General features: G+C 40.2%; 18 protein-coding genes. 10 read left to right on the top strand and 8 right to left on the bottom strand.

All coding sequences use genetic code 11. From position 1 onward, the window contains the following. Nucleotides 1-83: 83 nt before the first annotated feature. From B9T29_RS06030 to B9T29_RS06040, 3 genes are all read right to left on the bottom strand, one after another. A complete protein-coding gene (locus B9T29_RS06030; RefSeq protein ID WP_086175052.1) occupies nt 84-1085 on the bottom strand; it encodes an LLM class flavin-dependent oxidoreductase in 1002 nt (333 codons plus the stop codon). Nucleotides 1086-1243: 158 nt separating this feature from the next. Further along, entirely contained in the window at nt 1244-1744 is a 501-nt protein-coding gene (locus B9T29_RS06035) for a hypothetical protein (protein ID WP_086175053.1), read from the bottom strand. A 192-nt stretch (nt 1745-1936) separates the two neighbouring features. Continuing rightward, on the bottom strand, nt 1937-2368 hold the full coding sequence (locus B9T29_RS06040; protein WP_086175054.1) for a hypothetical protein: 432 nt from the start codon (nt 2366-2368) through the stop codon (nt 1937-1939). Between the two features lie 367 nt (nt 2369-2735). Here B9T29_RS06040 and prfA point away from each other — a divergent pair, with 367 nt between their 5' ends. Both prfA and prmC read left to right on the top strand, forming a co-directional pair. After that, nucleotides 2736-3824: a peptide chain release factor 1 gene (prfA, locus tag B9T29_RS06045; protein WP_086175055.1), complete on the top strand. Its 1089-nt coding sequence runs from the start codon at nt 2736-2738 to the stop codon at nt 3822-3824. After that, complete coding sequence (gene prmC / locus B9T29_RS06050; protein ID WP_086175056.1) at nt 3824-4642, top strand: peptide chain release factor N(5)-glutamine methyltransferase; 819 nt, start codon at nt 3824-3826, stop codon at nt 4640-4642. Before prfA ends, prmC begins: the two co-directional genes overlap by 1 nt. 43 nt (nt 4643-4685) lie before the next feature. On the opposite strand, the gene B9T29_RS06055 is transcribed toward prmC, so the two are convergent. The 4 genes from B9T29_RS06055 to B9T29_RS06070 all read right to left on the bottom strand — a co-directional run bounded on the left by B9T29_RS06055 (nt 4686) and on the right by B9T29_RS06070 (nt 8643). After that, complete coding sequence (locus tag B9T29_RS06055; RefSeq protein ID WP_086175057.1) at nt 4686-5516, bottom strand: ABC transporter permease; 831 nt, start codon at nt 5514-5516, stop codon at nt 4686-4688. Beyond that, the gene (locus tag B9T29_RS06060; RefSeq protein ID WP_086175058.1) at nt 5516-6484 is read right to left on the bottom strand and encodes an aliphatic sulfonate ABC transporter substrate-binding protein; all 969 of its coding nucleotides are present in this window, start codon (nt 6482-6484) and stop codon (nt 5516-5518) included. The genes B9T29_RS06055 and B9T29_RS06060 overlap by 1 nt, the downstream gene beginning before the upstream one ends. A 572-nt stretch (nt 6485-7056) precedes the next feature. After that, nucleotides 7057-7410, bottom strand: a complete 354-nt coding sequence (locus tag B9T29_RS06065) for a hypothetical protein (RefSeq protein WP_086175059.1) — start codon at nt 7408-7410, stop codon at nt 7057-7059. A gap of 210 nt (nt 7411-7620) precedes the next feature. Next, nucleotides 7621-8643: an AraC family transcriptional regulator gene (locus B9T29_RS06070; RefSeq protein ID WP_086175060.1), complete on the bottom strand. Its 1023-nt coding sequence runs from the start codon at nt 8641-8643 to the stop codon at nt 7621-7623. A 156-nt stretch (nt 8644-8799) separates the two neighbouring features. On the opposite strand from B9T29_RS06070, the gene B9T29_RS06075 reads away from it, so the two are divergent. The 8 genes from B9T29_RS06075 to B9T29_RS06110 all read left to right on the top strand — a co-directional run bounded on the left by B9T29_RS06075 (nt 8800) and on the right by B9T29_RS06110 (nt 17173). After that, a complete protein-coding gene (locus B9T29_RS06075) occupies nt 8800-9570 on the top strand; it encodes a 3-hydroxyacyl-CoA dehydrogenase (protein WP_086175061.1) in 771 nt (256 codons plus the stop codon). 495 nt (nt 9571-10065) lie between these two features. Next, a complete protein-coding gene (locus B9T29_RS06080; protein ID WP_086175062.1) occupies nt 10066-11202 on the top strand; it encodes an acyl-CoA dehydrogenase family protein in 1137 nt (378 codons plus the stop codon). A 264-nt stretch (nt 11203-11466) separates the two neighbouring features. Continuing rightward, the gene (locus B9T29_RS06085) at nt 11467-13113 is read left to right on the top strand and encodes an AMP-binding protein (RefSeq protein WP_086175063.1); all 1647 of its coding nucleotides are present in this window, start codon (nt 11467-11469) and stop codon (nt 13111-13113) included. A 153-nt stretch (nt 13114-13266) separates the two neighbouring features. After that, a complete protein-coding gene (locus B9T29_RS06090; protein WP_086175064.1) occupies nt 13267-14022 on the top strand; it encodes a HesA/MoeB/ThiF family protein in 756 nt (251 codons plus the stop codon). 58 nt (nt 14023-14080) lie between these two features. Then, entirely contained in the window at nt 14081-15379 is a 1299-nt protein-coding gene (locus B9T29_RS06095; protein WP_086175065.1) for an ABC1 kinase family protein, read from the top strand. Nucleotides 15380-15476: 97 nt separating this feature from the next. Further along, nucleotides 15477-15857, top strand: a complete 381-nt coding sequence (gene folB / locus B9T29_RS06100) for a dihydroneopterin aldolase (protein ID WP_086175066.1) — start codon at nt 15477-15479, stop codon at nt 15855-15857. Next, complete coding sequence (locus tag B9T29_RS06105) at nt 15814-16251, top strand: 2-amino-4-hydroxy-6-hydroxymethyldihydropteridine diphosphokinase (RefSeq protein ID WP_086175067.1); 438 nt, start codon at nt 15814-15816, stop codon at nt 16249-16251. The genes folB and B9T29_RS06105 overlap by 44 nt, the downstream gene beginning before the upstream one ends. Before the next feature lie 361 nt (nt 16252-16612). Continuing rightward, nucleotides 16613-17173, top strand: coding sequence for a hypothetical protein (locus B9T29_RS06110; protein ID WP_086175068.1), 561 nt, complete (start codon nt 16613-16615; stop codon nt 17171-17173). A gap of 501 nt (nt 17174-17674) precedes the next feature. Here the strand turns inward: B9T29_RS06110 and B9T29_RS06115 are convergent. Beyond that, a complete protein-coding gene (locus B9T29_RS06115; RefSeq protein WP_086175069.1) occupies nt 17675-18001 on the bottom strand; it encodes a pyrimidine/purine nucleoside phosphorylase in 327 nt (108 codons plus the stop codon). Nucleotides 18002-18299 lie beyond the last annotated feature (298 nt).

Here is an 18299-nt window from a genome sequence, read left to right on the forward strand (position 1 = left end):
AAAAATGAAGGCGTTCCTTTATTTGAATTTTTTGCATAAAAAAAGCACCGCTACAGGTGCTTTTTAGATTTTTGAGCCAGAGATCAAGAATTTCTGATATCCATTAATAACTCGAAGTTTTTAATACGTTTTTCTGTGTCGTAAATGTCACAGGTAAAGATAAACTCATTCACTTCATAGCGTTCAAGTAGACGTTCAAGACCTGCTTTTACCGTTTCTTTAGAACCAATTTGTGCCATGGCATAGAACTGTTGCACCGATATTTTCTCTGATGGTGACCAGATTTCATCAATATTTTCAATTGGCGGTTGCAACTGGCCGCGTTGATTACGGAACATTGAGATAATACGCTGATAGGGTGATGTTGCTAAATATTGCGCTTCTTCATCTGTATCGGCTATGACGGTAGGTACACCCATCGACACATAAGGTCGCTCCAGATATTCTGAGGGTTCAAAGTTTTCTCTATACAGTTTGATGGCTTGATCCAGCATGCGCGGCGCAAAATGGGAGGCAAATGAATAGGGCAGTCCCAATTTTGCAGCCAGTTGCGCGCTAAACAAACTAGAGCCCAATAGCCAGACAGGAACATGGGTACTTTGGCCTGGAGTTGCCACAATACGTTGCTGTGGGAGTGGGTCTTTAAAGTATTGCAGAATTTCCAGTACATCTTGCGGGAATTGATCTTCAGTTTCTTGCTGACCACGACGCAGTGCACGCATGGTATTTTGATCTGTACCCGGTGCACGACCAAGACCAAGTTCAATACGGTTTGGATAGAGTGTTGCTAAAGTGCCAAATTGCTCTGCAACTATTAAAGGGGCATGGTTTGGCAGCATAATACCGCCTGAACCGACTTTTAAAGTTTGCGTATTTGCCAGTAAATAGCCTAAGAGAACAGAGGTTGCTGAACTGGCAATACCAGACATATTGTGATGTTCAGCCAGCCATAAGCGTTTATAACCTAATTTTTCGGCATGTTGAGCCAAAGCAAGTGCATGATGCAATGAAGATTGAATGCTTTTATTTTCACGAACAGGAACTAAGTCCAGAATTGAAAATTGGGTATCTTTTAAAGAATGCATTGGTTTTCTCTAATATCAGGGCTAAGAAAAGCATACGATGCTTGCCTGAATTTGTATATCGTTTTTTTTCGATATATGGGTGAGTTGTGTAAATAGGGTTGTGCTCATCGCAACTATAAAAAAAGCACCCGAAGGTGCTTTAAATTGAATTTTTAAAATTAACGATGTTTGTTCCAGCCTAAATGACGGCCATTATCGTGGCGGTCATTGTAACGGTAACCATTATTACGGCGGTCATAGCGATCATCGTAACGACGGTCTTCGCGATCATAGCGATCATCGTAACGGCGGTCTTCACTGACTTTTTTACCGAGAACTGCACCACCGGCAGAACCTAAGCCAGCGCCAATATAGCCGCCGTTGGTACCGCCCATATTTTTGCCTACGGTATAGCCACCGGCACCGCCTAAAGCACCACCGATTACAGCGCCAGTACGGTCACGCTTATTTGCAGCAACACCAGCTCCGGCACCACCACCAATGGCGGAACCAATCATGGCACCTGTAGTACCACCCATTTGTTTACCTACTGCGGCACCAACCACCCCACCTAGGGCAGAAGTTAGGGCTGTATTTGTTGTATTGCCTGCATTGGCGGTTGTCATTGTTAAAGCAGATGTTGTTACGACAGCAGCTAGAACTATTGAATTAAATTTCATGGCAAACTCCAGAGGGAAGCTTTTGTTATGTATTGGCTTAAATGTAATAAAAGATGTAGAAATAAAAATGGATGAGTTGTTTATGATTTGTATTTTTTTTCTGACGCATTTATTCATAATTAACAGTCAATAACGTGAATAAATGAAAAAAGCACCCGAAGATGCTTTTTTGTCCAGTCAGTTAATGATGTATTAACGATGGCTGCGATAATATTTTTTAGAGTGTTTTTTGTATTTGCGTTGGTCAGCATGACGGTCTTGTGATACTTTCTTACCAAGAACGGAACCACCCGCAGCACCTAGAGCTGAACCAACATAACCGCCAGTGGTACCCCCCATGCTTTTACCTACAGTGTAACCACCAACACCGCCTAAACCACCGCCAATTGCAGCACCAGTACGGTCACGTCTATCCGCTGAAACCGCAGCACCACCCGCACCACCGATTGCAGAACCAATCATTGCTCCAGTGTTACCACCCATTTGTTTACCGATAGCAGTACCGGCTACGCTACCTAATGCAGAAGTTGCTGCAATACGAGTAGAGTTGTCTGCATGAGCAGTCACAGTAAACATCGATGCAGTGGCTAATGTTGCGCTTAATAATAGTGCATTAAGTTTCATAGTTAACTCCGTGTCCAAAAGTAGACATTGTCAGTAAGTTATTTCGATGGCGGCAAATGTAACAAAAATTTTTTCCAACAATGTGGAGAGGATGGTTCATAGTTGTGGCGTTTAGTGTCTGCTTTGTAAAGTTTCTTTAACAATGTTGAAAAGCGATCAGAAAGTATGCATTTACAATTGAAATATGAAGAAAACGAGGAGCGAAGTAAAGCTTGGTTGAAAAAAAATCTCAGTGTGTAAGGGCTTTTGTCTGCACAATATCTATGTCATTTAGCCCTTAGAATCGTTACACTAGGCACAATTTTTTTGCGCTGATCTATGTCTAGTCCGACATGGAGATGGCCTTTTTATTGAGATATTTTAGCAAATGAAAGAATCGTTACGTTTACGATTAGATCAACTTTCTGACCGTCACGAAGAATTAAATGCATTACTTGCCGACGTTGAAGTGATTTCAGATAACAAACGCTTCCGTCAATTGTCTCGTGAGCATAGTGATTTATCCGAAATTACCGAAGTCTGGACTAAATTCCGTCAAGCCGAAGAAGACATTGAAACTGCCGAAGCCATGCTGTCAGATCCTGACTTTAAGGAAATGGCGCAGGAAGAAATTAAAGACAATAAAGCACTGCTAGAACAACTCGAAGCAGATTTAAATATCCTGATGATTCCGAAAGATCCCAATGATGCCAACTCTGCGTATCTGGAAATTCGTGCCGGAACAGGCGGTGATGAAGCTGCAATTTTTTCGGGCGATTTATTCCGTATGTATAGTAAATATGCGGAAAGTCGAGGCTGGCGTCTGGAAATTCTGTCTGAAAATGAAGGCGAACATGGCGGCTATAAAGAAGTCATTTGCCTGATTAATGGCGAAGGCGTATATGGTCGTTTGAAATTTGAAAGTGGTGCGCACCGTGTACAACGTGTACCTGCAACTGAGTCTCAAGGTCGAGTACATACTTCAGCATGTACTGTTGCCATTTTGCCTGAAGTCGATGTAGACACAACAGTCGATATTAACCCGGCAGACTTGCGTATCGATACTTATCGCGCATCGGGTGCGGGTGGTCAGCACATTAACAAAACCGATTCTGCGGTGCGTATTACCCATATTCCAACCGGTACTGTGGTGGAATGTCAGGATGAACGTTCACAGCATAAGAACAAGGCCAAAGCCATGGCACTTTTGGTTTCCCGTCTGGAAAATGCCAAACGTGCAGCAGCAGATGCAGCAACTTCGGAAATGCGCCGTGACCTGGTCGGTTCGGGTGACCGTTCGGAACGTATCCGTACCTATAACTATCCGCAAGGTCGTATGACCGATCACCGTATTAACCTAACCTTATATAAGTTAGATGCGGTGATGGAAGGTGATTTGAACGAATTGCTGGATAGTTTGCATCGAGAATATCAGGCAGATCAGTTGGCACTTCTTGCACAGCAGAATGGTGGATAATGAATATTTTACAAGCCTTGGCTTTACGTGGTGAACCAGAAAGCTACGAGCGTCAAGAAAATGCGTGGTTGCTAGAACATATTACCAAGATCGACTCTTTTGATTTGATCATGAAGAAAGACCAAGAGCTGACTGCAGAGCAAGAACACGCTTATATTGATGGTTTAAATCGAATAGAAGATGGCGAACCTTTGGCTTATGTCACCGGTTCACAACCCTTTTGGACTTTAGATTTAAAAGTCACCAAAGATACTTTGGTGCCACGACCTGATACTGAAGTACTGGTTGAAACAGTATTACGTCTGGAACTCCCTGAAGATGCCCGTATTTTGGATATGGGTACAGGTACAGGTGCAATTGCTTTATCACTTGCCAGTGAACATCCTGAATGGGCAGTGACTGCAACGGATATCTATGCGCCAACTTTGGAAGTTGCACAGTTTAATGCTGAAAAGCATGATTTAGCTCAGGTGAAATTCGCATTAGGCAGTTGGTTTAAAGCGCTAGAAAAAAACCAGTTCTTTGATGTCATTGTGTCGAATCCACCCTATATTGATCCGCAAGACAAGCATATGAAAGATTTAGGCTCTGAGCCTAGACGTGCTTTGGTTGCAGGAAATAATGGTCTGGCCGATATTGAATTTATTATTCAAAATGGTAAAAAGTGGTTAACTGCTAATGGTTGGGTTGCACTTGAGCATGGTTATGATCAAGCTGGTGTAGTGTATCAACTGTTTAAAAAATATGGTTATAAAGATATTCAAACCATTAAAGATTACGGCGGCAATAACCGTGTGACGATCGGCTGTTCAAAATAGCTGAAAATTAATCCATTTAAAAAATAAAGCGCTCAAAAGCGCTTTATTTTTTGACCACATCGCGCCAGCGTAACAGCCAGTTTTCAGCAATTTTCATTAAACTATCGGTTAATTTTCCTAAAATGGCCAATAAAATAATCGCAATAATCACAATGTCAGGTCGTGAGGTTTCCCGTCCATCACTAAGCAAATAACCAATCCCTTGAGTAGCGGCAATCAGTTCAGCGGCAATCATAAACATCCAGGACAAGCTCAGGCTGTTGCGTAAACCGGTTAAAATACCTGGGGATGCCGCAGGCAGCACAATCTCCTTAATCTGTTGAAAGTATTTCAGACGGTAAACTTGCGCCACTTCAAGCAGTTTACGGTCCACACCCTGAATGGCGGCAACAGTATTGGTATAGGTCGGGAAAAATGCACCGATGGCAATTAAGGTGATTTTAGACGCTTCATCGATGCCTAACCACAGCAGTAATAGGGGAATCCAGGCCAGACTTGGAATCGACTTAATCGCTGAAAAAGAAGGTTCTAAAAATTCTTCAGCTTGCTTGTTTAAACCGACAAGAATGGCAAATATGAGGGCAAGCGCACTGCCGATAAAGAAACCAAGAAATACCCGCCAGGTACTGGTCCAGATATGCAGCCACAAATCGCCTGAAGACAGTTCCAAGAGTGATTGCCATAAACTGCTGGGTGCGGGAAGTAAGTAAGCTTCGATAAAGCCATTTCTCACCAGTACTTCACATAAAATCAGCACAAAAACAGGGATCACCAAGCCCTTAAGCTTGCTTAATAATCTAAGCAAGCCAGACGCTGGGACTTTATCAATTTCAGGTTGAACCGGCGCCTTATTCGTTGTTGCAGACGAACTCATTATTTTTTTACGACCTTTTGTGCATATTTGGCATCAAACAGTTGATCCACGACCTGATTGACGTTGGTACCGTTACGCACCAGTTCTTCCTCAGTCAAAATGGTTCCAGATTTTTTCAGGGCATTAATATGCTTGGCTGTTGGAATATTTTGCTCAAAATTGGTACGGCTTAATTGAAGCTTTGCCACCGGAACAGGCAGTTTCGATTCACGCGCCAGCAATTCGGCCAGTTTAGCCGGATTGGCTTTGGCCCATTTACGTGCCTGTTCATAGGCTTTAATCACCGCTTCGATGGCTTCCGGGCTTTGGTTGGCAAACTGTTCCTTGGTACTTAATACGCTGTAACTATTAAAACCGACATTTCGATACAGTAGTTTTGCACCCGACTGGACTTGAGCAGAAGCCATCAGCGGATCTAAGCCTGCCCAGGCATCCACTTGTCCACGTTCAAGCGCGGTTTTACCATCTGGATGTTGCAGGTGTACAAGCTGAACATCCTTTTTATTCAAGCCTGCAGTTTCCAGTGCCTGTAAGGTAAAAAGAAAAGGGTCTGTACCTTTGGTGGCGGCAATTTTTTTCCCTTTTAAATCTTTTAGGCTTTTAATTGGAGAATTTTTTGCAACTAATAAGGCAGTCCATTCAGGCTGACTCTGGATATACACAGTTTTAATTGGACTACCATTGGCACGGCTCAAGACGGCAGCCAAACCGGCGGTTGAGGAAAAATCCACACTGCCACTATTTAAATATTCTAGAGAGCGGTTACTGCCTTGGCTAAATACCCATTTAATCTGGGTATTAGGTAAAGCTTTTTCTAAAAGTTTTTGTTCCTTCACCACCAAACTGGTCGGAGCATAATAAGCATAATCCAGCTTTAGCGTATCCGGGAGAGCCGCTAAGCTATATTGACTGATTAGGCCCAATGTTATCGCAGAGAATATTTTCGTTTTAAAACCAGAATTTTGCATACAAGCCCCAATTAAATGATTTGAATGAGATGCAGCGAATAGTGCCAGCGAGTGAAGATATAAGACAAAAAAGTAATTTTGATAAAATTATCTTAATTCCAGATATACTGATGAACTTAAATTAAGTATTTGAAAAATAATTAAATTTATCTTTAATTTTCTTATATTTCCATATTATACGAAAAACATACATCAACATGAATAAAAAGAAAATAAAGAAAATTTCAGATTATCAATGGTCTATATCATTTCATAGTCATTTCAATGTAATGACAAATGGTTTTAAGAGAAGAAATTAAAATAATAATAGCGATAAATTGCCGACAGGTTTGAATTGTGAATGACCCTAGCATTTTACTGGGGTTGAGCTGTGACGGAACACTGCTTTTCAAATAAGGTATTAGACCTGAAAGCTTAAACAGCTCCGCAAACAAAAATATCAGAAGCAAACCCAGGACCGCATTAAGTGGTTAAAGCTTGAAGCATGGTTATTTCATTCAAGTTTTAAAGATTGAGTAATGATGTGCATTAAAAAACGGCTCCTATGAGCCGTTTTTATGTATTCTGAAAGATTACATAGGGTAGTCTTGTAAGCAGTCTGAAACTTCAACTTGCTCCAAGCTGTTGGTTTCAAGGGCTAAACAAAGCGCCACGATTTTTGCTGTATCTGCAAGATATTGATCATCTTTCAATGCCACACCCGCCTGTAAAGCTGCAATGCGGTCGGCACTGATATCCAGGGCCTGAGCGGATTCAATGGCATCAGCACGTTTAAAGAAACTGAGCACCGCTTTTTGCAGTTCAGAGTCAGAACTATTTAAAATGCCCTGATTGAATAATTCATCGAATTGGCCAGTTTGAGCGTTGAGAGAATGAGTAAAGTTTTGCACCAAGCTTTGCTCTAGTACATCAATCATCTTAAGCATGTCAGAACCTTTAATCTAAGGTGTTTCATGGGGAGGAGTACAGCAGGGATGGCATAAAGATATGCCTTTAAATTGGTTGAAAAGTAATCTATTTTGGTATTTTTTGCAACTAGATTCCGACGAAAAATGTGTCAATTTTTTAAAATAATGAAAAACAAAGAATTATTAAATCTTCAATAAAAGATTCATTCTTTCAGCAAGCGATTTAACTTATTGATCTTGGTTCTGCCGATAGGCACCGGGACTAACTCCGGTCCATTTTTTAAAAGCACGGTGAAAGGCACTCGGATCATGAAAGCTGAGTTCATCGCTAATTTGCTGCAAGTTTTTTTCTGTTTTGGTCAGCAATTCAATGGCCGTATCACGCCGGATATCATTTTTAAGTTGCTGATAACTGACACCTTCACTTTTTAAGCGCCGTTGCATGGTGGCATCCGACATATTCAAACGCTGGGCAATTTCATTTAATTCCAGCCATTCAGCAGGGGGAACATGCATTAAATGTTTACGGATCTGGGAACTGATGGCATGTGGGTTTTTAAAGCGCACCAGCAAGTTTTGTGGGGTCTGCCTGATAAATTGATACCATGATTGTTGATCTTGTTTGATCTGGATTTTTAAATAATTGGCATCGAACTGGATGTAATTTTCATCACTATTGTATTGGATATTTTCGCAAAATCGCACCTTATAGTCCTGATCATCCAGAGGTGCATCACATTTAAGCTGAATCTGATTCAGTAAAACCCTTTGTCCGCTTAACCAGCACATCAAGCCATGGATCAGCATTAAATAGGTGGCATAGCTGAACATTCTTTTGGTCTGTGTTTGTTCATAAATCACAATATAGGCATAGTTTTCCTGCACAAATAACTGACTGACAAAATCATCCAGCAGCAGATTTAAGAATTGTAGAATATGTTGCAGGGCTTTTTCTAACGTCTCCGCATGCATTACCGATTGTGATAAAAGTTTAAAGCTACCACGTCGCATGGGATGGCTATCCATGCCAAAAAACTCATCATTCATGGCATCGGCAAGCTCGGTCCAGAGCTGCGCGTATTGGGAAACAGAAACACGGGCCTTGATGGAGTGCATCAATTCATCGGCAATGCCTGATTTCATCAGGATATTTTGAATGTCCAGACCTTGTTGCTGCGCATTGAGCAGTGCCTCATGCACCAAGCTGATTGAAATCGTACCTTTGCTGTAGTCTAAATCCTGTTCATTCATGCACCGTCATCCATATTCCGTATTTTTGCTGCCGTGACTGGGATTGTCCAAATCCATCATAGAGGATGCAACGTTTGGAAATTGTACTCTAGCTTAACTGCATTTACTCTGCATCTTAAGTCGAGTGTTTATTCAAAGAATTAACAGGAAAATAAAATGAAAATCCAAGGAAAAGTGTTCGTAGTGACCGGTGGTGCATCAGGTTTGGGTGCCGCGACGGCAACATATCTGGTGGGTCAGGGCGCTAAAGTGATCATGGTCGATATGAATCATGAGCTAGGTCTGGAAATGCAGCAGCGTTTAGGCGAGCATGCCGCATTTGTTAAACTGGATGTTGCGGATGAGCATGCAGTGCAGGTGTTCTTTGACAATGTAGCTCAGCAATATGGTCAATTGAATGGTCTTGTGAATTGTGCCGGTATTGCACCTTCTGCCAAAGTACTGGGCCGTGATGGCATTCATGATTTTGCCATGTTCCAACGCGTATTGAATATTAATGTGAACGGTACATTTAACATGATCCGCTTTGCTGCAAGCTTGATGGCGAAATACCCATTACAAGCGGGTGAAGAAGAACGCGGTGTCATTGTGAATACCGCTTCTGTGGCTGCCTATGATGGCCAGATTGGTCAATCGGCTTATGCAGCTTCTAAAGGTGCTGTGGTTGCCATGACGTTGCCTTTGGCTCGTGAGCTGGCTCGTGAAGCGATTCGGGTGATGACCATTGCACCGGGAATTATGGAAACGCCTATGCTCAAGGCGATGCCACAAAATGTACAGGATGCTTTGGGGCAAATGGTGCCGTTTCCATCGCGTTTAGCCAAGCCGGAAGAGTTTGCACATCTGGTGGGGCATATTTTTGAAAATAGCTATTTGAATGGTGAAGTGATTCGTCTGGATGGTGCGATTCGTATGCAGCCTAAATAATTTTTCGATTTTTATAGAACATGATGATTTGCACAGCTGCGAATTTCTCATCGAATTTAAATGGCTTTGTATAAGCATTGATTTTCTTTTGAAGGATCAAAAGAAACAAAAATCCTTTTCGAAACTGAAGATACGTCCCTGTATCTCAGTTTCGCAGGCGACATCCATGTCGCCCTAAATCATTTTTAATTACTACAAGTTGTTCTTGTAGCCAAAATTAAAAATAAATTTGAGCAGGTATTGGAGTTATGAGTGTGGCATGGATGCCACACGTTTCCCATCACGACAAGGAAGTCGTGTATGGGAAACAAAAGATTTTTGTCTACTTTTGACCTTTCAAAAGTAGAAATACTGCCTACGCAAAGGCAAAAAAACTGAATCAATCAAATGAGGCAGTGCTGATTTTAAAAAATCAAATAATGAATATTTTTTGACTTATACAAGTTATCTAATATTCAAAGCAAAATTTATAAATTGAAAGAAAAAGGACATTCAATGATTTTAAATGATGAACAAAAAATGGTTCAGGACATGTTGCGCAATTATTCGCAAAACAAGCTAAAACCCACCGCAGCAGAACGCGATAAAACAGCCAGATTTCCCGTGCAAGAACTGAAAGAACTGGGTGAGTTAGGCGCTTTAGGCATGACAGTTTCTGAACAATGGGGCGGTGCAGGTCTGGACTATGTATCCCTTGTGGCTGCTTTGGAAGAAATTGCCGCAGGTGACGGGGCGATTTCTACTATTGTGAGCGTGCAAAACTCATTGCCTTGCGGAATTACCCAACGTTACGGTACAGAAGAGCAGAAGCAAAAATATTTAACCAAGCTTGCCACCGGTGAATGGTTAGGCTGTTTTTGTTTAACTGAGCCGCAAGCGGGTTCAGATGCAGGTTCACTTGAATGTAAAGCAGAACGTGATGGTGATTTTTGGGTGCTGAATGGCACTAAACAGTTCATTACCACAGGTAAACATGCCCAAGTTGCGATTGTATTTGCTGTAACAGATAAATCGGTAGGGAAAAAAGGTATTTCCTGTTTCATCGTGCCTACCGATACCCAAGGTTATATCGTAGCCCGACTTGAAGAAAAAATGGGACAACACTGTTCAGATACCGCAACCATCATTTTTGAAAATTGCCGCATTTCTGCCGAAAATTTATTAGGTAAAGAGGGAGAGGGCTACAAGATTGCTTTATCTAACCTGGAATCAGGGCGCATTGGTATTGCTGCACAATCAGTCGGAATGGCACGTGCGGCTTTGGATGCTGCAGTGGAATATGCCAATGAGCGTAAGGCTTTTGGTGTAGAGATTGTTCAGCATCAGGCGGTGGCATTTCGTCTGGCAGATATGGCCACCCAAATTGAAGCTGCACGTCAGCTGATTTTCCATGCTGCGACTTTAAAAGATGCAGGCTTGCCATGTTTGAAAGAAGCTTCTATGGCCAAGCTGTTTGCATCCACCATGGCAGAACGTGTCTGTTCTGATGCGATTCAAATTCATGGCGGTTATGGCTATGTATCTGATTTTCCTGTAGAGCGAATTTATCGTGATGTACGGGTCAGCCAAATTTATGAAGGTGCATCTGACATTCAGCGCCTAGTCATTGCACGTGAAGTTACTAAAATCTGAATAGTAATTTAATAGTGGTTAAATTCTAGACTTTAGTGGGTGCTCAAATCCTGCACATTTTTTGATGGATTCGGAAATTGCAGGATGTCAGCAATCATGATTATCTAAAGCAAGTTATCTAAGTAATTATTTAAGTCGATATTGAAGTAAAAAGATTAAAAATGCTGAATGAATTTTGGCATTTTTAGACTGAGAACAATAAGCAAAATGGATCAAACAAGGCAGGAGCTTTGTTTATAAAATAACGGATGAGAGGCTGTCGCCATGAAGACACTACAACAAGCACATCAAGAGTTTAATTTTGATAATTTTCTTGCGGAACAACTGGTCGGTACATCTCAGGCAGTTAATGCCTATATCGAATGTTGTGAGCGTTATCTCGGTGCCAATAAAACAGCATTAATCTGGGAAGGCAAAAATGGCGAATCTGAACAGTGGACATTTGAACAACTGGCAGATGCTTCTGGAAAATTGGCAAACTACTTTACTTCGCGTGGCTTGAAAGCAGGTGATTGTGTAGCAGGTTTATTACCACGTACCCCTGAATTGCTGATTACCATTTTAGCAACCTGGCGCATGGGGGCAATTTACCAGCCTTTATTTACCGCATTTGAATCAAAAGCGATTGAACATCGTATCAACACAGCCAAAACCCAATTAATTGTGACCAATCAAGAGCAGCGTCCAAAACTGAATAGTATCGCTGTCCCGCATATTCTAACTGTGCATCAGTCAGATCATTCAGATCGTCAGGATGATGATTTTTGGACAGAACTCGACAAGCAATCTTCGTCTTTTGCACCAGTCATGCAAAACTTTGAAGATGATTTCCTGATGATGTTTACCTCAGGAACGACAGGTTTGGCAAAATCAGTTCCTGTTCCTTTAAAAGCTGTGCTGGCATTTAAAGGTTATATGACCCATGCTGTCGATTTACGTGAAGATGATTCTTTCTGGAACCTGGCTGATCCGGGTTGGGCGTATGGCTTGTATTACGGTATTACCGGACCTTTAAGTTTGGGCCATAGTATTATTATGGATGAACGTGCGTTTAGTGTAGATAACGCCGTGCAAGTGATTAAAAAATATAAAGTCAGCAATTTAACCGGTTCGCCAACTGCATTCCGTATGTTCTTTGGATTTAAAGAAAAATTTGATCCGTCCATTAAAACGCATTTACGTGTGGTAAGCAGTGCAGGTGAACCGTTAACCCCTGAAGTGATTCACTGGTTTAACCATGATTTAAATGTGAATATTTATGATCAATATGGACAAACTGAACTGGGCATGGTGATTGCTAACCATCATGCTTTAGAGCATGAAAAAAAAGTCGGTTCAGCAGGTTATGCCATTCCGGGACATCGCTTTGCGGTTTTGAATAAAGACCATAAGGAAGTCGAAAAAGGTGGTATTGGTACACTTGCCATCGATTACTCACAATCACCACTGGCCTGGTTTAAAGGTTATGACGGACATAACCGTAAATCCTTTGTGGGCCATTATTATTTAACCGGCGATACCGTTAAATTAAATGAATTTGGTGGGGTAGATTTTATTGGGCGTGCTGACGATGTAATTACAACGTCAGGCTATCGTGTAGGCCCTTTCGATGTGGAAAGCACTTTACTGGAATGTGAACAGGTTTTGGAATCAGCAGTGATTGGTAAGCCAGATCCAGAACGCACAGAGGTTGTGAAAGCGTTTGTGGTGCTTAAACCGCAATTTTCAGCTTCAGTTGAGGTAAGCCAGCAACTTCAGGAATATGTACGTTCACGTTTGTCTAAACATGCCTATCCTAAGGAAATTGAATTTGTAGAAAGTCTTCCTAAAACTTCAAGTGGCAAAATTCAGCGCAATTTACTCAAACAGCAGGAAATTGCCAAAATGCAGGGAATTCAAAAAGTGGGATAAGCCAATCTCTAGTTAAAAAAGTTTCATGCTCTTTGCACCCGAAATGGTGCTTTTTTTATTGGTCTTCTTTAGTCATCATTTTGAACTATAATTCATGCTGAATTTAGCTAACGTGATTGTTCGGATAGGAATCGCCAAGTGACCGATATAGATATGGACCTAGAGTTAACTGATGAAGAAATGCATCTCTATAGCCGTCAAATTTTATTAGATGGCTGGGACATTGAAGCACAGGAAAAACTTAAACTTGCCAATGTCTTGATTGTGGGTTGTGGTGGAATTGGCTGTACAACTGCGGAACTGCTTGCACGTGCAGGTGTAGGACAAATTACCCTCATTGATGCCGACACGATTGAAATGAGTAATCTGCAACGGCAAATAGCCTATGTAGAAGAAAATATTGGATTCTATAAATCTGAAATATTGGCTAAACGCTTAAAACAGATTAATCCACATATTCGTGTTGAATCTAAAACAGTAAAACTGGATGAAAGCAATGCAGAACAACTTATTTCAGCTCAAGATTTGGTTTTAGATGGTTGTGATAACTTCACGACACGTTATTTGGTCAATCAAGTCTGTAAACAATTTAATGTATCTTTAATCAGTGCTTCAGCGATTGGTTTTCAGGGACAACTGTTTATGGTTGAAGGGGAATCGGCCTGTTATGAATGTCTATTTCCCAAAGAGCAACATGCCAATGAAAACCTACGCTGTGCGGACTCTGGTGTATTAGCCACTACGCCTAATGTGATGGCAAGCTTGCAAGCGCATCATGCCTTACTTTATTTGGGTTTGGGCAAAACACCGCTTAAGCAAAAACTGATGCTTTGGGATGGTTTAAGCATGAAACAGCGCTTACTTGCTTTCGAAAAAGATACAGATTGTCCAATCTGTCAGGCAAGATAACCCTGCAAGGCAAATTTTTTTTGCTAAACTCACTACAATTTAATTCTAAGCTGACATTATGAAAAACAATATCTGGTTAGATGGACTGCGTTCGGTTGCCCGCGTAGGTGAAACAGCTGTCATTGCAGCAAAAGCCGGCATTAAATACGCCACAGAAAAACCAAGTAACGCAAAACTGATGCGTGAAACTTTTGAATCATTAGGTTCAACTTATATTAAGCTCGGGCAGTTTATTGCCAGCACCCCTTCATTGTTTCCACGTGAATATGTCGAGGAGTTTCAGGGCTGTTTAGATCAAACCCCATCTTTGCCATTCAGTTATGTGCAAGGGGTATTGGCTTCTGAATTTGCAGGTCGAAATTTGGATGAAATCTTTGCCTCAATTGACGAAAAACCATTAGCTTCAGCCTCTATTGCTCAGGTTCATGCGGCAAAACTGGTGACCGGTGAAGATGTGGTGATTAAAGTGCAAAAGCCGGGTGTAGAAACCATTCTCTATACCGACTTAAATGTATTGCATTGGGCGACTAAAATTTTAGAAAAAGCGGTACCGAAAGTAAAATTTGCATCACTTGCCGATATAGTCGATGAAATTAAAAGTCGTATGGTGCGTGAAGTCGATTTTATTGAAGAAGCACAAAACCTGGATGATTTTGTTAATTATCTCAATGTGACGCAAAATCAGAAAGCCACAGCACCAAGGGTTTATCATCAATATTCAACCCGCCGTGTGTTGACCATGCAGCGCTTATATGGCGTGCCATTGACCGATTTTGAAGTGGTGAAAAAGGTGGCTAAAGATCCATCTCAAGTGCTCATTACCGCCATGAATACATGGTTCGGTAGCCTGATGATGTGTAACAGCTTCCATGCCGATTTACATGCCGGAAACCTGATGCTGCTGGAAGATGGTCGTGTCGGTTTTATCGATTTTGGCATCGTCGGCCAGCTGAAACCTGAAGTGTGGACAGCCTGTATTGCCTTTATGGATGCATTGCAAAACACCGATTACAATTTGATGGCAGAAAACATGCTGAAAATGGGCATGACTGACAAGAAAATTGATACTCAAGTACTCGCAGCTGATTTAGAACGCTTATTTAGTGGCGTGCTCATGGCTGATCCTCAAGAATTGTTGACTTCCAATCCGGCAGATTTAAACGACATCATGATGGATATGGTGGGTGTAGGGGAGCGTCATGGTATTCGTTTCCCGCGTGACTTTGCCTTGCTGTTTAAGCAAATGCTGTATTTCGATCGCTTTATGCGCATCCTTGCGCCATATACCGATATTTATGCAGACCAGAGACTGCAAATGGTGCAAACTCTGGATCCGAATTTGCTGCTAAAGCATTAATATTTTAATCCCTTCCATATCCCTTTATTAAAGGGATATGGAAGTCCCTCTTTGAAAAAGGGGGATTTAGGGGGATTTTTAGAAGTAGAGTGAGATGATGGACGCAATTATCATTGAAGGTTTGAGGGTTGATACTGTAGTGGGATGTTTCGATTGGGAACGTCAAATCATGCAGCCTTTAATGCTGGATATGGCTATCCAGACCAGTCTGGAGCAAGCGGCAAGTTCGGATGAATTGGAACATACCCTGAATTATGCGGAAATTTGCGAGATTTCAGCAAAGGTCATTCAGCATGCTCAGCCAAAATTGATCGAACATGCTGCAAAACTTGTGCTCAATGCGCTTTTTACTACCTTTCCTGCCATAGAATCGATTATGATTACAATCCGTAAGCCTGCCATTATCGCGCAAGCAAATTCTGTAGGAATTCGTCTTGAACGCCACCGAAACGATATTCGCCTTAGCTCTGGCGAGTAATTGTAATCCAAAGCCACATTTCCAAAACGCAATGAAACTAATCTCTAATTTGGGAGAGGTGCGTTTTTCTAAAATTTATGTGATTCCATGCCGCGATGCTGTAGGTGCAGACTATTGGAATGCTGCGTGTTTGTTAAAAGCCGATATGTCGGTGGATGATATCATCGCGATATTAAAAAAAATGGAAACAGATTCTGGGCGTGTACGTCCTTCACATCAAATTTCTTTGGATGTCGATTTAATTGCCTGGGGCAGTGATTTACAGCACATGCAGTTTAATCCAAAAAAATTACCATTGGCTTTAGATGTTAAAATTCCAATGTGGGATATTTGGCAAAGTAGCGATTTTCAGCACGAAAAACATCAATTTCCGGTAGTAAATTGGATGAAATAACTTTCAACCGATTCACCATGCATCGTTGTTTTTATTAAATAGCCTAAGCTAAATACGCTTAACCTGAACAGTTAATTTGTTTAATCAAGCAATAAACATAGGACAAAAGGTGAGTGCTGATAAAGTCTAAGTTATTTAAATTATGAAAAAATGATCAAATATTAGGCGTGGAACATGAAAAATCAATCAAAAAGACGATTCTATAAGGATTAGATTTTTTGATTTACATTAAGTTGTTGATTTATAAGAATAAATTTTGAAATTTGCATAACGTGTATTATGTTAATTTTAGGAAATCTTAAAACAGATAAACTAAATCCTCAATTTTCTTTACATGGTCACAACTAAAGAAGTTTTTGTTATGAATAAAAATGAAATTTGGATGAATATTTTAAAAGAATTGTCACCCTTTCAACAGAAATACTTTTTTTTGATATTTGTACCTTTTATTTTATGTATATCAATCTTTATTCCATTCAATGATTACCCTGGAATCATCGTAAAATCCCAATCTTCATTTTTGGATATAAAAGCCAAAATTTTAATGGATGCATTTTTCTTCCTAACGACGTTTATGAGTCTGTATATTTTTATAAAATATAAACTTATGGGAATCTCGAAAGAACTTAGTCATCAAGTATTTAAAAAAATAAATTTTGTCGGTGTTAAGCAAAAAGAAAAAGAAGCAGGAATATCTCTCAAGAATATGTCTTGGTTTTTGTATCTAATATATTTTCTGATGTTTATAGGTATGTTTTTTACACCCCCATCTAATTCGCCTAAGTACTATTGGATGTACGGAAGTGGAATATTTGTCACTATTGTATATTCTCTATTTTTTTATGCTATTTTCGTTAGTCATACTTTATTCATAATCTGGTCACATGAAATTAAAAATTATCTAAATGAGGGTATTAGATAAACAACCTCCCTTTAACATAATGGGCGTTACACGAAACGAAATTAATTTAAATATTAAATTTCAAATACTTAAGTAAGTATGAAATTTCTAATAAAACCGGATTGGAAACAAGTCGGTTTCTTTTTAGTCAAAAGTGGAATCTTTTGCCAATAAAAACGGTCGCTTTTTAATCAAATTGAAACTTTTTTCAATATTTACGCTCTTTCCAAGCCAAAAGTTATCCCCAATTTCTGCGGATAAAAAGGGGACAGTTTTTAATCGGCTTTGTACGCATTTGCTCACATGAATTCAAGGTTATAGCTTCTGGTAGAAATAGTGGAAATTTCATATGATGAACTCATGAGGAACAGGAAGTTCCATACAAGAATAACAATAGACAAGCACAAGGACAGTAAGGTACGACAGGAGTTATACCGAGCGAACCTATACGAAAAAGCCCGACATCCTGTCGGGTTTTTTTATTGTTGATCAATTACTGTGTAATGCAGGTTGCAGACCATCTTAACGATCTTCCAGATGGCAAACATAATCGATTATATTATCAGTGATGATTTTAAATTGAGTGTTTTTAGGTACATAAAAAGATTCACCTGCATGATAAGTTTGACTCTCTCGACTTTTACCAATTTGAACCAGACACTTGCCTGAAACGATTTCTATGCGTTCAGCAACCAGAGTTTCAAAAACAAGAGGGCGTTCTGTGGGAAGAATCACACCTATGGTTTTTTTGGTTCCATCTTTCAACTCAATCACATGACTTACAGCACAGCCATCAAAATGAATGTTTGATTTTTTTTTGACAGAGACAAAATTGAACTGGGTAGACATACCTTGCTCCTTAAATTATTTTTGTTGTTGGTTTTTTTTGTTGTTTGTGCAGCTAATATTTATTTTTATAAAGTATACGAATCAATTTTTTTATATGTTTTGGTCATCGTATTGTATAAATTTTACTAGAATAAAAGCTTCATACGGCGCTATAAAAGCTTATTTATTCCAATAAAATTTTAGACAAGTGTTGTAAGCTAAAACTTACAAGGAAACAGGTTGATCTCTTATATTTTTGGATTCATTTTTTTTGAATGAAAAAAGCTTTTTAAAAACAGTTTATTGCAGATGAATAACA

This window comes from Acinetobacter sp. ANC 3903, from assembly GCF_002135315.1.
Lineage (GTDB): Bacteria > Pseudomonadota > Gammaproteobacteria > Pseudomonadales > Moraxellaceae > Acinetobacter.